The organism is [Clostridium] polysaccharolyticum (assembly GCF_900111595.1).
Lineage (GTDB): Bacteria > Bacillota > Clostridia > Lachnospirales > Lachnospiraceae > Clostridium_AI > Clostridium_AI polysaccharolyticum.
This window is the reverse complement of sequence record NZ_FOHN01000003.1, coordinates 220471-236221: the sequence shown is the minus strand read 5'-3', so window position 1 is coordinate 236221 and position 15751 is coordinate 220471. Positions and strand designations below refer to the sequence as shown.

Sequence of the window (15751 nt, the reverse complement as noted above, 5' to 3'; positions counted from 1 at the left end):
AATTTTTCTTCTAAATACTGGTTCATTGTTTTCTCTACATATTTCTTCATAACACTCACATACCTTTCATTTGAAAATAACGTCCATCTCTTAGAATCTGACCTCCTGTCTGTTCTGTAAGACTTCGGTTACGGTTTACATTTATTTGTTCGTTTGATTTATCTAGATTATAGCATGTCAAAGGAGATATGTGTCGAAATATGAGGCTAATCAGTAATTAGAGGGGTTTTACATATAATTTTAAAGATACTAGTACACTTTAGAACAACATTAGAAATTTTTGGATCTCGATATATAAAAAGAAGTTGTGCACTTTTCCCATAATGCACAACCTTTATAAAAAATACTCCCTTAATCATTTCCTCATCATATGATTATGGAATAATCATACACCATAAACTCCCTAAAAAAACAAATGTGTTAAAATTGCAAACTTTGATGTAAGAATTTAAAATTTCATTCTTAACAGGATAAATTTCACTCCTTTTATTTACATGGACATGATTCCTTTATCTTATATTTTTTCCCACATACTATTGTATTTCACCTCATCTTCCTTAACTTATCCTATAATATAAATTTAATGATTTTTCCTCCTACTTAAATGCTTTTTCCCCCATAATAAAGGCCCGAAAAGATGCCTACTTTATACTTTTATGATCTTTGCTTTTATGATAAAATAAAGGAGAAGCAAAACACTATATAATCTAACAGAAAGGTATGACGTGATGATAAGAGGCAGCAAAGAATTAATACGTAATATTAACTGTACAAATGTTTTAGAAGAAATCATAACTTCCGATCCAATTTCCAGAGCTTTTCTTGCGAAAAAGCTAGGCTTAACAAAAGCTACCATTTCCAGCATCGTTCAGGATTTATTAAATCAGAAACTTGTATTAGAGATTGGAAGTGATGAAACAAAATTTGGCCGTAAGCCAATTCTTCTATCATTTAACCAGAAAGCGGGCTATGCGATTAGTATCGATTTGGGGGATACTATAATTTCTGCATCCCTAACGGACTTAAGAGGGGAAGCCGCACAGTATAAAAGCATTCAAGTACCAGAAGATCCAGATAAGATTACCGAATGCTTAGTTGAATTAATTCAGTCCATGGAGAAACTCACTTCCAACTCTATTTATGGAATTGTAGGTATTACCATTGGCATTCATGGGGTTGTACATCGTAACAGAATTACCTATGCAAAACATTTTGCATCTCATTCGGATATTTCTAATATTGATTTAATAAACAAATTGGAACAAATATTTCAAATTCCTGTGTATATTCAGAATGAGGCTAACTTATCAGCAATAGGCGAGTATACTTTCAAATCTACATACGACAATATTGCGAACTTAAATATACATAATACTGTTTCACTTGGCATGGTCCTGCACAATGTGCTTTACACTGGCAATAATGGCTATGCGGGTTCTATTGGCCACATGATTGTTGAGCCAGATGGAAGGCAATGTTCCTGTGGCAATCACGGATGTCTGGAACAGTATCTGTCTATCCCAAGTCTGTTACAGGATTACTCCGAAAAAATCCATGTACCAGATGTAACATTAGCAGATTTATTCCAAGGGTATGAAGATAAAACACCTGAAGCATTTGAAATCATGGATCAGTTCGTTAAATATGCTGCTATTTGTGTAAATAACGTAATGAATCTTTACAATCCAGATTACTTTGTAATCAATTGTGCTTTAACAAACCGTTTTCCAAGTTTAGTCGGGAAAATTCAAACTGTTCTTAACTGTGATTTAGGCTCACAGAAAAAAATTGCTGCATCCAGTTTAAATAATTCTGTCCTGTATGGAGGAATCTGTGTTGCTGTCAGAGAATTTTTACATATTAGTGACTTTACTCAGGCAGAGGAAAATACAGCACATTTATTTTAACTTTAAATTGCTATGATATATAAAACTCTAGGGCTGCTACACTCTTTCTTGACTGTAGCAGTTTTTCTGCTTTACAGCCAGATCCACTCAAAGTCCTTACTCTCTATGTATATTTCCATGTTATATGGTTACACTTTCATTATAATATGTTTTAAAAATCACTATGAATCACAAATTATGAGGGAGTGGTATTTGTGCCTAAAGAAAAAAAAGAAAAACCCAAAATTCTGAATATGGAAGATGTAAAGCAGCTTCCCAAAAAAGATCAGTTAAAATATGAAATTGCCGAAGAAATCGGTGTAGTAGATAAAGTGTTTAAAACTGGATGGCGTTCTTTATCTGCTAAGGAAAGTGGACGTATCGGCGGCATTTTAGCTAGCAGGAGCAAGCAGAAGGGTAACTAAGATAAAAAAATTAAAATCAGATTTATGTTTTGGGTTGGGTATCTGAATTCAGATTTTCAACCCTTTATTTTTTAGAACAAATCATTTTAAACCCTAAATGTATTTCTAAAAAAGGAATTTACTTCCTTTGTGCCATGTACTATAATGTTGAAAGTATTGTTTATTAATATAATTTTAATGGTGCTTACCATTTTGGGAACTTGTTATAACACCAATTGTATCAAATTAAATGCTCAAGAAAACACCAGTCAACATTACGAGATTAATGGAAAGGAATTTGATACTATTAAATACATAGATGATGGTAAAGTATATTTAACAGTCACACCAGCTGACTCCCCAACTGACGTTTTAAATTACATAATTTCTGAAACAGAAATAGCTGTCACATACAAAGGTAACACATATATAACACCACAAAATAATGTTTACGGCGAATCAAAAACAATCTTATTTGCTAAAACGCTAGCCACATCTTCAATAAAATATGGAAATAAAGTTTATGAAAAAATGAATAAGAAATACTATTATTGTTATGGTGTAAATGGAGAAATTGATTACCTCAAGATAGGTTGCAATTACAATTATCGTATTAACTTAACGTCCTTGTCATCTACAAGAAAAAGTAATGTTAACAAGTACATAAATTATATTGATAAATGCAATTCTGATTATAACGCTGTAATCGCTGCAGAAGGAGCTGCATTTGTTTCTGAAGTAATAGGATTCGGTGGTGGCGGTATTTTATTAGCTGCTGTAGCACCAGAAGCACTAGTTGTTGCAGTTTTAGCTGCTGGCTTTACTGGAACATTGGGTGGGTTAACCGCTGCTATCACAAAATTAATAAACGCTGCTGGAAACGCAAAAAAAGCAGGTGATATATACGATACAATAAAACTCTATGGTACGAAATTATAAAAACAAAGGATGGTGATTAAATAATATGGATAGAAAGAGACTAATTTTTATATTCTTCTGTTCAGCCTTTATAGGGCTTGTATCATTAATTACCCTTTTATTCGGTGTAGCAGGAATAATTGAACTTAATTTATATATGTTAATATTCTTTATTTTTATTATATCCGTTATCTTACTTTTGGATTCCGTTGCATGTCTACGCTACTTTATAGAAAAACGAACAAAGAAATAATATTTTAAATGTATCCAAAAAATACTGCCAATTTCATGACTTCACTACATCATGAGACTGGCAGTATTTATTTTTATAAATATTATACCGTAAACTTCTGAATTGCGTTCTGTAACAGTGATGCATCCTTTGCCATCTTATCTGCGGAACCTGACAATTCAAACATTTCCTCTGTCTGGCTTTGTGTTGTCGCATTAATCTGCTGTGCAGATGCGGCTGACTGCTGTGAAACAGCGGAAATATCCTGAATGGAATCTAAGGTATCTGCTTTTTCTGTTTCCATAGCTTCTACCTGTTCTTTAATTTTGCTCATATGCTGTACAAGCTTATTCATGTTAACATTAATTGTTTCAAAGGCATCTATGGTATTTGCCAATGCTTCTTTCTGGTTCTCTATCATCTGCCCAGCATTTCTTGCTGAATTGGCAGTTTCTTTTGTTTCTTCTTGTATGGAGCCAACTACTTCACTTATCTGGTTCACTGCTTCCATGGATTTTAAAGCCAGCTTTCGTATTTCCTCTGCCACAATGGAAAATCCTTTTCCAGCCTCTCCAGCTCTCGCAGCTTCAATAGAAGCATTTAAAGAGAGTAAATCTGTCTGCTCCGATATGTCGGTTATCACTTGTATAATCTTTTCAATCTCAATGGATTTACTTTCAAGTCTCTCAATTCCATTTGTAATTACGCTCGTTGCTTTAATAGTAGCTCTTGACTTTTTATTTAAATCATTTACTACCTCGATTCCATTATCTACTTTATTTTTTGTTTTCTCAAAAACTTCATCAATTCTTCTGGTTTCTACAACAACATCACCAATTCTATTGGAAAGCTCATTCATCTGCCTTACGCAAATGTCGGCTTCTGTTACTTGTTTAATTGCTCCTGTTGCCATTTCATTTACTGCTTCTGAAACCTCTTTCGAACAAGTCAGCATGGTATCAGAAGTTTTGGAAAGGACTGTAGCTGAACCAAGTACACTGCTGCTGACTCCTGAAACCTCTCCAATTAATTCCTGCATGTTTTCAAGCATATGGGATAACCGCATAGCCAATACTTTAAACTCATCATTTCTCTTAGTTGTAAACCTTGCAGTCAAATCACCCTCTGAGGCTTGGTTTATGGTTTTTAAAATCCTCTTAATGGTATTTCCTATCCCACTTGATATGTATGCACCAATTAAAATAGCCACTATTGCTGCTAACAGGGTAAATGCTATTGTAGCCTTGCCAATGGCATTGGCATTGGCAACCATCCGGCTCTTTGGAATCAGGTTACACAGCATTGCTCCTGTTTTTCCTACCTTATGGTAAAGGAACAGATAATCTTCCCCATGTACTTTTTCATAGGAGTATCCTGTCTCAGCAGCTCCCTCCACTGCCTTTTTATAACAGTCCAGTTCCGTAAATATATTTTTTTCTCCCTTTTTGACAGTTTTGCTTGCATACACTTCTCTCCCATCACGGGAAACCAGTGCCGTCTTACTTCCATCCAGATACATATCATTTAACATAGAAATAATAAACGCTTTATCTATATCTGCAAATACAAAAGTTTTCCCATTGGAGCTTTTTCTGATATATGCCAGCCCATAACTATCTTTTTTCAGGCCCATAACTTCATCTGCAAAAGCATGATATCCAAGCCAGGTATCCTGAAACTTTTTATCCTCTTCCAATTTCTTTCCTTCCGGTGTCTTCAAAAACTGTTCAAAGAAGGTCGGATCCATTTTCACATTCTGATTGGTTATTGGATTACGGTCTTTTCCAATCATAACAATGGAACGCAGTGCATCCACAGTAACACCCGAATTAATCAAATCTACTTTTACTGAACGGAACGATGCATTTTTTTCCAAATCACTTACATGATTGTTTGTAAAATATGTACTGTAATCAGAAGTAGAAACAATTCTGATTACATGCTGCACCACATTTTTAGTAACCATACTAAAATAATTATTGCTTGCCTGCATAGTATCATTTGCCGTAAGTTCGTATTGTTTCATCATTGCCCTGGAAACCTGTCTATAGGAAAATCCCCCTAGTGCAACAATAAAACATACTGGAATCAAAAACGAAATAATAAGTTTCGAGCGTAAACTTCTTATTTTAGAATCATTCTTAGACTTAGGAACTGTCCTTTCAGGCAAATCACCTTTCACGACCTTTTTCCTTTTCAATCGAATCACCCTTTCGTTTCTTGATATCCTAATTGTACCATATTCCAAATTTATCTTCCATATATAATTGGATATTTATTCAATTTTTAGTACCTTTTTCATAGCGAATGAATATAAATACTTTTCCGTAACCTCTTTATTCAAAACCTTGTTTAACGCCAATGCATAATATTCAACCTGAGAGGCATATTTTTTTACAAATTCTTCCTCTTTGCCATAAGGAATATAATCTGTCTTGTAATCTATTAATACCACCCCATCTGCTGTTTCGTAGTATGCATCAATAATACCCTGAATCAAAACTAATTCTTCACTGGTACTGCCAATTGGAATGGTATTGGCCGGAACCCCCATAACAAACTGTTTCTCCCTGAAAAGACGGTTTTCACACTCTGCCTGCTTCATTTGTTTTGCCAAATCAGTATGAAAAAATGCCTGTATTTTTCTAATGTCTAAACTTTCTTTTTGATCTCTGGTAATTTTCTGTTCCTCTACAAGCCTGTCTAATTCCTCACCCACATCTTCTTTCTCATTTATCTTTGCAAAGCAGATTTCCTGCATAACCTTATGATATAGGATACCTCTTGCTGCTGGTGTTTCCTCTGTCTCTTCTTTCATGAACTTAGGTATCACTGCAGCAGAGCCTTCTGTTCCTTCCTTATTTTTTTCCTCTTGAACTGGTGACACAAGATTCTTAGCCTCCTCTTCCTGTCCATATCTTAACTTTAACTCTGTAACAGAAAACTTGGCTGGTATTTCCTGTTCACGACTAAATGGATACGGAAAAGAAAGCTGGTATTTTATCTGATCCCGAATTTCACCACTATGAACCTCTTGTGTATCCCACTGAAGCAATGCCTCTCTATCAAACTGATGTCCCACAGACTTTTCTACTTCTGAAACAATAAATGGGTGCCAGCTTTTTTTGGTGATTTCAATTGGCAAAGTATTTGGATAGAACAAACAAGAACCTACCCAGCTAAAATACGAGTTTGCTTGGGAAAGTTCCAGATAACTCATTTTTTCACTCTGTCTGTCTCTGGATTTCTCCCATTTTGCCATGGTATCTTCTAGCTTTTTCACAAAACCAGTTAAAATGAGCTTCTCTTTGGCACGTGTCAATGCAACATAAAGCACTCGAAGTTCTTCCCCTAAGCTTTCTAAAGCTATCCTTTTCTGAATTGCACGTTTCCGTAATGTAGGCTTTTTTAATCTGATATCCACATCAATAAAATCTGCTCCCAGCCCCAAGTCCTCATGTACAATCAATTTGCTTCTTGCATCCTGAAGATTAAACGGTTTGCCCATGCCTGATACAAAGACTACTGGAAACTCAAGCCCTTTGCTCTTATGAATGCTCATAATGCGTACAGCATCCATTCCATCTTCCGATAAAAAAGCTTCCCCAAAATCTATGTTATATTTATGAAGACGCTCAATATAGCGGTTGAATTGAAACAAGCCTTTATAGCTGGTTCCTTCAAAATCCTGTGCTTTTTGTAACAGCATATCCAGGTTTGCCATTCTCTGCTCACCAGCAGGCATTACCGATACATATTCATAGTACCCCGTATCCTGCATTACCATTTCTATCATCTGATGAATAGGCGTGTAGGGAAGCATTTTCCGATACTGCCAAAGTTTTTCCAAAAAGATTTTCAGCTTCTCTTTCAAGACTTCATCCTCGCCATTTTCTCCATAAAAGACTACTGCATCATAAAAGTCATCTGCTTTATCTTTTGCACGAATCTTCCCCATTTCCTCGGAGGTCAGCCCAAACATTGGGGAATGAAGTACCGATGCAAGGGGAATGTCCTGTTTTGGATTATCAATAATGTGAAGCATATTCAGTACCGTTTTTACCTCGATGGCAGAAAAATACCCACTCTGAGTATCGGATACAGCAGGAATTCCTTCTCCTGTAAGAATTGTTACAAAATCTTCTGACCAGCCTGAAACGGTTCGCAGTAAAATTACAATGTCACTATACCTGACAGAACGGTACTCCTGAAGTTCTCCATCAAAAACCTGAAATCCATCTGCCATCAACGCCTTGATTTTCTCAGCAACAGCACGTGCTTCTAGCTCTCTTTGGCTTTCTTCTGCTGTTTCTTCTAATTGCTCTGCTTCTATTTCCTCTTCGTCCGTTACGAAAATGATTTCTACACTTTTTGCATAATTCGCATCATTTTCTGGATATCCAGCTCCAAGATACAGTGCTGCCTCTTCGTCATATTCTACTTTTCCTAACTTATCCTGCATAATCTGGCCAAAAATAAAGTTGGTAAAGTCTAATACAACACCACGGCTTCGAAAATTTTTACGCAGATCAATTCTCTGGTACTCACTATCCCCTTCTTTCCAAGGCTTGTAAGACTTTAATTTCTCCATAAACAGCTCAGGCCTTGCAAGACGGAATTTATATATGCTTTGCTTTACATCTCCTACCATGAATACATTAGGCTTTCCAAAACGGATTTTGGATACACTGGCCAGCAGAAGTTCCTGCACATTATTGCTATCCTGGTATTCATCGATCATGATTTCTTCATAATACTGGCTTAACTCATTGGCCACCTCTGAATAGGTCACCTTATCCCCATCGTGATCCGCAATAAGTATATTAAGGGCATAATGCTCCAGATCATTAAAATCCATAACCTTTTTTTCAAGCTTTTCCGTCTGAAAACGGTCATAAAAATCCATTGCCAGATTTAAAAGAACGCACATATCCTCCTTGGTATTAACCAGATCCTCATACATACTTTGTACATCTTGATAGAAGTATTTTTTCCTTACATCCTCCACTGCATCTTTTACTTCTTTTCGTAATGCTTTTACTTCCTCTTTAAGTTCTGGGTCCACTTCGTCTTTCTTTGAAATCCTCTTTAATTTCTCCCATTCCAGACTGGAAAGTGCTTCATACAATTCCTGGTAAGTTTTCTTTGTAACAAGATTCTTAAGAATCTGATAATCCGATTCCAGTGCACTATAATAAGCAGCTGGACCATTTGCCTCACCACATAGCTCCATAGCATATTCTATCTTTTCTGGAAGGCTTTCAAACATGCTACAGATATATTCTGTCAGGAAATGCATCCAGTCTGTCTGCTCCATATCCTCTACTGAACTTATTAAAAGGGACTCTTTCTGTTTTTCAAGCCATTCCTTTGGCCAAGGATAACTAATGGAAAAATTGTAAAGCTGCAGAATGAATTTTTCAATTCCTTCATCCGTTTTTCCTGTGGAATATGCTTCAATAAAATGCAGAAAAGCTTCCTCTTCTTTTGCATACTCCTCTTCTAACAGTTCGGCTACTACATCCGCTTTTAATAACTGCAGTTCTACTTCATCTACTAAGCGCACACTTGGATCTAATTCAATTACACTAAAATAATTCTTTATAATGGATTTACAAAAACTATGAATGGTCGTTATCTGGGCACTATGAACCAATGTCATCTGCTTTTGCAAATGAAGATTGTCCGGATTCTCCATTAATTTTTTCTCCAATGCCTTTTCAATACGTTCCCGCATTTCGGAAGCTGCCGCCTTAGTAAATGTCACAATCAAAAGATGGTCAATATCAATAGGCCGTTTTTCATCCATTACCATCTGAATAATTCTCTCTACCAGCACCGCTGTTTTTCCAGAACCTGCTGCCGCAGAAACAAGAATGTTTCGATCTCTTGAATCAATTACTTTCTGTTGTTCCGTTGTCCATTTCACACTTGCCATGAATCTCCTCCCATATAGAATCTTTGTCCATTTTCTTAAGCATTCGGTACTGGCTTCCCGGCAGCTTCTTATCAAACCCACAGATTCCATCATACTTGCAATAATCACACGCCGTCCGTTTTTCTAATTTATATGGCTCTGCCTTAGTATTTCCCTCTACAATTTCCTGCCCAAAATCCTGCAGCTTACTTTTCGCATACTGAGTGAGAGCGTAAAACTGTTCCTCTTTTGCCACGCTGGAATACGCACTAAATGCTCCTTTCGCCGTCAACTCTACAGGAATTACTTTAGATTTTACGGACTTTTCTTCTGCAAATATATGATCCAGTTTTTTCAAGATTTCTCTGTCTTCATTTACCAGTCCATTTACCTTTAATTCTTTTAAAATGTCCTCCTCCATTTCTTCTTTAGATGGTTTTCCTGCCAGACGTTCAATCATGGGATCCTCAATGCGGTAATAGAAAATTCCTGCTGGAATTACTTTTTTTACTGGATATGCCTCCTTGGTAATCTCCATCGCTGCATCTAGATACACCACAAGCTGTAACTGTAATCCGTAATAGATTTTCTGCAAATCAAATCCCGTTGTTCCCGACTTGTAATCAATGATTTTTACATATACATTTTCCTCATCTTCACAAGAATCCACACGGTCAATTCTTCCTTTCAGACGCATAGTAAACTCCTCTCCTAACGGCATAGTTGCAGCTTTCCGATTGTCAATTGGAGTGAAGGATACTTCATATCCCGCTGGCTCAAAATCCCCTTGGGCAATCTGTTTACATAACGCCCATACGGTACGAGATGTCATCCTCTCTAGCCTGGTTACTAGATATTCATTTCGTTTTGTACTGAAAATAGCATCATTTCCACGTTCTTCAACAGCCTGTATAACAGCTTCCTTAACAAACAGTTCTCTCTGGCCTTCCATATCTTCTGTACTTAGCTGATGCCAGGTAAATCCATTCTTTTTTATCTCCTTAGAAAAATTCTCTATGGCTGCATGGAACAAATCTCCGATATCTGGTATTGCAACCTGAAACTGCTTTCTTTCCTGCAATGCCAGCCCATATGCCATAAAATGAGCAAATGCACAGGAAGCGTACTGTTCTAATCTAGTAACACTATTCTCTAACTCTTCCCCATAAAGTGCTTTTACTACTGCTTTCGAAAGTCCTTTTTCCTCACTTTTGTAATACACGCCATCCAAAAGATGTAACAGTTTTTCTCTTCCCTTTTTTGTAGACCAGTAATACGTAAATAATTCCTTCCAGGCATCTTCCTGTTCTTCCTTTGGAAAATTCCGAAGACCTCCAAGCAAATAACGAAGCCCCTTGTCTGCGTCCAGAATGTATTGTATTTTCGTCTGCAGATTACTTTCCTCCAGCACTTGAAGCTTAGAGTAAAGTTTCTTCATCTTTCCAATCAGATAAGATGGCTTTTTCGCCTTTCCATCTGCTCCTATATTACAATAAGTCAAATACAGCCTTTCACTAGGTTTTGTCATATTTAAATATAAATAAAACTGCTCTGTATAAGCATTTTCCCGCTTTGTTGGTGCAAGTTCTAACTTAGCCGCCTGAAATGCCTCACGGTCCATATCCGATAACAGGCCACCACCGTCTCCTATTTTAGGAATTACGCCATCATTTACTCCAATAAAGAATAACGCTTTAATGTCCTTTAAACGGGTTCTTTCAATATCACCAATTACAATCTGGTCTACCCCTGGAGGAATTAAACCGACTTTAATTTCCGAATACCCTGTATCTAATAATTCCTCATATTCTTTTAAAGTTACCGTTTCATCTCCAAGCAGTTCCACCATTTTATCAAACAAATCCATAATGATACGGTAAATCTGCTGGAACTCCTTCACTAAAAGCGGTTTTTCTTCTTCTTCAAACTGTCCGCAATATGCCTCAAGCTTTTCAAAAATGTTCTGGCCTGCAATAAACTGATACAATGCTTTTGTATAAGCAAGAACCGTATTTGATTCTTTCACTTCCTGTTCAAATACCAGAAGCGGTTCCATCATTTTACCACGGATATTATTTAAAAGTCCATAATCCAATCCATTTTCTCTTTTGCTTCGGTTCCGAAACGGTTTCTTCCAGCTGTTCAGCCCACGTATACCATGTGCAATACAATAATTCTCTAATACATCAATTTCTTTTTCGCTAAAGTCTAGTAATCCTGTTCTTAGATAGCGGAATACGCTTTCATAAGTAAAGTTACTGTTAAACATCGTCAGCATAGAACGAAGTAATTCAATAAATGGATTGGAGCGGATATCTTTCTTATGATCTAAGAAAAAAGTAAAGCCCGCCTTATAAAATTCTCTCTCAATAATATTGGCATAGCTTTCTACATCCCCTGTTACCACTGCAATATCCCTATAACGATAGCCTTTTTCCCGAATCAGATAATTAATCTGGCTTATAGTATACAAAACCTCTCCTTTCGGACTAGAGGCACACATAATCTGAATGTCATTCTGCTCATGACTATAACTTTGATATGGAAAACGAAACAAGTTCCTTTCTAAGACAGCAAGCGGCTTACTGTTACGATAACGGTACGGAACCTCTTGTCCCTTTCCTGCATACCACGGTTCTAAAATCTCTGTCTTCGTATCTCTTGCAATCTGATACAGCTTATCTATAGTCTGTTTACTTAAATGAAAGAGCTGGAACTTTTCCGTTTTCTTACTAAGGGATTCCCTGCGGTCCAGAGTTACGGTAACATAAACCTTTGGACATAGTATCATTAACTTTTCCAGTACCTTATACTGATTAGGAGTAAACCCAGTGAATCCGTCAAAGCAGATGGTACTGTTTCTTATGATTCTGGATTCCTCAATACTGTCACATAAGGCTTCTAAAACTTCCTCTGCTGTAATATATTTATGTTCTAAAAGTTCTCGAAAACGCCTGTAGACTAGGAGAGTATCTTCTAGTTTTGCCTGCAGCAATGGCTTTTTCTCTGTTAACTCCACCATCTTTTCCAGTTCTTCTAAGCCAATGCTGTACTGCATAAATTCAGATAATAAAGACTTTACCTCTGCCACAAATCCAGATTTCTTAATATCCCCTTTTAACACAGTCAGTGATTCCTTTTTCTCTTCTAATGCTTTTCGCACCAGCATGCTCTTTCCCGTCTCTTCAAGCACAACCAGATCCTGCTGCCCGATTTCCTCAAAAATACGATAGGATAAACGCAGAAAGCTCAAAATATCTATATTCATAATGCCATGCTTTGGGTCCATGGCAACCAGTTCTTTCTGCGTCTGTAACGTAAACTGTTCTGGTACAATGATGATAAAATTCTGTTCTGGATGCTTTCTTGCATCTTTAATTATTTTGCTATAAAGTTCGTAAGATTTTCCTTCTCCTGAACTTCCAAGCACAACTTGTAACGCCATATATGCCTCCCTTTTCCGATCTCTTTGTCATATTTTTCGCTTTTGTCTCATACTATTGTATTAATCATTTATTATATTACTAAAGGCGAATGATACGTTACTTCGCACAATTTAGTTAGTATTTTGGAGGTTCTCATGTCAAAAACTAGAATTGTCGTAATCCAAATGAAAGAAATTGTCTATACTGCAATTTTTGTAGGACTTGGAATTCTGCTCATTTTACTTTTAGTCTTAATGTTCCTTCCAAAAGGCAGACATAAGACTTCTCAGGCACAATATGTACCTGGCGTTTATACTCACCAGATAACACTAGGGGAATCCTCTCTAAATCTTGAAGTTGTTGTAGATGAGAACCATATCAATAATGTGTCCATTACCAACTTAAGTGACTCCATTACAACAATGAATCCATTAGTTGAGCCAGCCTTAGAAGATCTTACGAAACAGCTTAAAAACAACACTTCCTTAGAGGAAATCGTCATTTCAAAAGATTGTAAATACACAGAAATGCTTTTGATTCAAGGTGTTGAAGAAGCATTGGAGAATGCCGTATCCTAACGATTCCCTTACATATTTATTTAAAGAAATAGTTCTACCGCTAAGCTTCCTGCTTTACGATAGAACTTTTTTTCATTGGCTACATCAACTTAAAATCGTCCCAGTATTTCTCCACTGCATCCTCTCTTACTGCACGATAGTATAACCTTGCTATTTCCTGTGGCACTTCCACTTCTGCATCTTCATTTTTTAATTTTACTATGATATCATCGGATGATTTATATTTCAGGTAAGGCTGTTTTGGATTTTCATCAACCCAGGCACGTGCTTTTTCTTCCCATTCCATAATATCATCTTCTGTTAAACAGTCATACTCCGTCATTTGAAACTTAATCTCTTCTATAAAATCTTCAAAATCAAACTCCATATTCAGCCTCCAATGTTTTTAAATCATCTAACCAGATCTGCACGCTTGCATCACTTGGCATTCTTAAATCACCTCTTGGTGATACTGCAACACTTCCAATTTTTGGACCATCTGGCAAGCAGGAACGTTTAAACTGCTGAGCAAAAAATCTTCGGTAAAAGCTGGCCAGCCATTTGTAAATGGTCTTTCCATCATATTTTCCCTTAAATGCCTCTGTCGCAAGGAAAAATATTTTAGCTGGCATATAGCCAAAACGTAAAATATAGTATAAGAAAAAGTCATGTAACTCATAAGGACCAACGATATCCTCTGTCTTCTGTGCAATCTCACCATCCTTTGGCGGCAACAGTTCTGGACTGACTGGTGTATCTAGTACTTCATTTAAAATATTAGCAAGTTTTTTATCCTCTGTGGTGTCTGCATAGTATTTTACCAGATAACGCACAAGAGTTTTTGGTACGGAAGAGTTTACCCCATACATCGACATATGATCTCCATTATAAGTAGCCCATCCCAACGCAAGTTCCGATAAATCTCCTGTTCCAATTACCATGCCACCAAGCATATTGGCAATGTTCATAAGCACAAGAGTACGCATACGTGCCTGTCCATTTTCATACGTAACATCCTGTGTCTCTAAGTCATGTCCAATACTTTCTAAATGCAAAGCAACTGCATCATGAATCGGAATCTCTTTTAATGTTGCACCTAGTACTCTGGTTAATTCCACCGCATTGGTATATGTTCTGTCTGTAGTTCCAAAGCATGGCATGGTCACGCAGATGATGTCTTTTCTGTCTAGTCCTGCTTTATCAAACGCCAAAGCTGTTACTAATAAGGCTAAAGTAGAATCCAATCCACCAGAAATACCAATAACTGCACTTTTACAATGTGTATGCTGTAACCTTTTCTTCAGTCCCATTGCCTGTAACAGAAGGATTTCGTTGCAACGCTCTTCCTGTTCGTGTTTGCTGCTGGGTACAAATGGTGTCTGACGGTACTTTCTTGTAAGCTTCACTTCCTCCACTTTAGAAAATGCAAAATCTATAAACGTATAACCTTGTTTTGACTCATCTTCTACAAGATAGGTAGAGATTCTTCTTCGTTCATTCTGGATATGCTGTAAATCAATTTCTGTTACAATCTGCTCGTTTAAAAATCGCTGCGATTCCTTTAACACGATACCATTTTCAGCAATAATATTATGTCCGCTGTAAACTAAATCAGAAGTAGATTCTCCTTCTCCTTCGTCTGCATAGATATAAGCACATATCAAGTTGGAAGACTGCCCACTAATGAGTTTTCGGCGATATTTTGCTTTTCCCGTTGTTTCGTCACTTGCAGATAAATTGGCAATTACAGTTGCTCCTGCATTTACGTGCATGGCTGATGGCGGTACAGCTACCCATACATCTTCGCAGATTTCCAGACCAAGTATAAAATCTTTCATATTGGAACAGCGGAACAGAAGCCGGGTACCAAAAGGAATTGCCTCTTCTTGTCCATCCAGATAAACATGGTCTGTTATGTTATTACCGATTGCAAAATGACGTGCTTCGTAAAACTCAGAATAATTAGGAATATGGGTTTTAGGAACAATTCCGATTACTTTCCCGTGAAATAAAACAGCCGCAGCATTATAAAGAACTGCATCTTTTGTCATTGGAAAACCTACTGCTATCACACTGTCACAGTCTTTTGTTTCTTTCGCAAGATACACAAGCTGCTTTTTGGTTTCCTCTAGCAAAATGTCTTGTAAGAATAAATCACCACAAGTATATGCTGTCATGCATAGTTCAGGGAAAACAATAAGCTTTACGCCTTCTTTTTCCTTTTCTTTTACGATCTTTAAAATCTGTTCTGTATTAAATTTAGGATTTGCAACCTGAACGTCTGGAGTCGCAGCACAAACTTTCAAAAAGCCACGTTTCATATTGATCCTACCTTTCTATTTTGTCAAATCATTAAAGATTATTTTCATATAAGATTTATTATATGTATTCTACTGGAAAAATACAAGGTTA

The 15751-nt window shown here is 36.7% G+C and carries 9 protein-coding genes; 4 read left to right on the top strand and 5 right to left on the bottom strand.

Annotated elements, in window-relative coordinates:
• Positions 1 to 728 precede the first annotated feature (728 nt).
• From BMY85_RS03330 to BMY85_RS03320, 3 genes are all read left to right on the top strand, one after another.
• Positions 729 to 1907 (top strand): ROK family transcriptional regulator, encoded by a 1179-nt coding sequence (locus BMY85_RS03330; RefSeq protein WP_092476447.1) that lies wholly within the window; start codon positions 729 to 731, stop codon positions 1905 to 1907.
• A 194-nt stretch (positions 1908 to 2101) separates the two neighbouring features.
• Complete coding sequence (locus BMY85_RS03325; protein WP_330387199.1) at positions 2102 to 2311, top strand: small, acid-soluble spore protein, alpha/beta type; 210 nt, start codon at positions 2102 to 2104, stop codon at positions 2309 to 2311.
• Positions 2312 to 2503: 192 nt separating this feature from the next.
• A complete protein-coding gene (locus tag BMY85_RS03320) occupies positions 2504 to 3229 on the top strand; it encodes a hypothetical protein (RefSeq protein WP_143066309.1) in 726 nt (241 codons plus the stop codon).
• Positions 3230 to 3543: 314 nt separating this feature from the next.
• Here the strand turns inward: BMY85_RS03320 and BMY85_RS03315 are convergent, their stop codons facing one another.
• From BMY85_RS03315 to addB, 3 genes are all read right to left on the bottom strand, one after another.
• Positions 3544 to 5640: a methyl-accepting chemotaxis protein gene (locus tag BMY85_RS03315; RefSeq protein ID WP_143066308.1), complete on the bottom strand. Its 2097-nt coding sequence runs from the start codon at positions 5638 to 5640 to the stop codon at positions 3544 to 3546.
• A 75-nt stretch (positions 5641 to 5715) separates the two neighbouring features.
• Positions 5716 to 9378, bottom strand: a complete 3663-nt coding sequence (gene addA, locus BMY85_RS03310) for a helicase-exonuclease AddAB subunit AddA (RefSeq protein WP_177180601.1) — start codon at positions 9376 to 9378, stop codon at positions 5716 to 5718.
• Positions 9335 to 12802, bottom strand: a complete 3468-nt coding sequence (addB, locus tag BMY85_RS03305) for a helicase-exonuclease AddAB subunit AddB (protein ID WP_092476440.1) — start codon at positions 12800 to 12802, stop codon at positions 9335 to 9337. Before addB ends, addA begins: the two co-directional genes overlap by 44 nt.
• A 135-nt stretch (positions 12803 to 12937) precedes the next feature.
• On the opposite strand from addB, the gene BMY85_RS03300 reads away from it, so the two are divergent.
• Positions 12938 to 13360, top strand: coding sequence for a hypothetical protein (locus tag BMY85_RS03300; protein ID WP_092476438.1), 423 nt, complete (start codon positions 12938 to 12940; stop codon positions 13358 to 13360).
• Positions 13361 to 13439: 79 nt separating this feature from the next.
• Here BMY85_RS03300 and BMY85_RS03295 read toward each other — a convergent pair whose 3' ends face one another.
• Complete coding sequence (locus tag BMY85_RS03295; protein ID WP_092476436.1) at positions 13440 to 13727, bottom strand: hypothetical protein; 288 nt, start codon at positions 13725 to 13727, stop codon at positions 13440 to 13442.
• Complete coding sequence (locus tag BMY85_RS03290; RefSeq protein ID WP_092476434.1) at positions 13717 to 15660, bottom strand: NAD(+) synthase; 1944 nt, start codon at positions 15658 to 15660, stop codon at positions 13717 to 13719. The genes BMY85_RS03295 and BMY85_RS03290 overlap by 11 nt, the downstream gene beginning before the upstream one ends.
• Between the last annotated feature and the right edge of the window lie 91 nt (positions 15661 to 15751).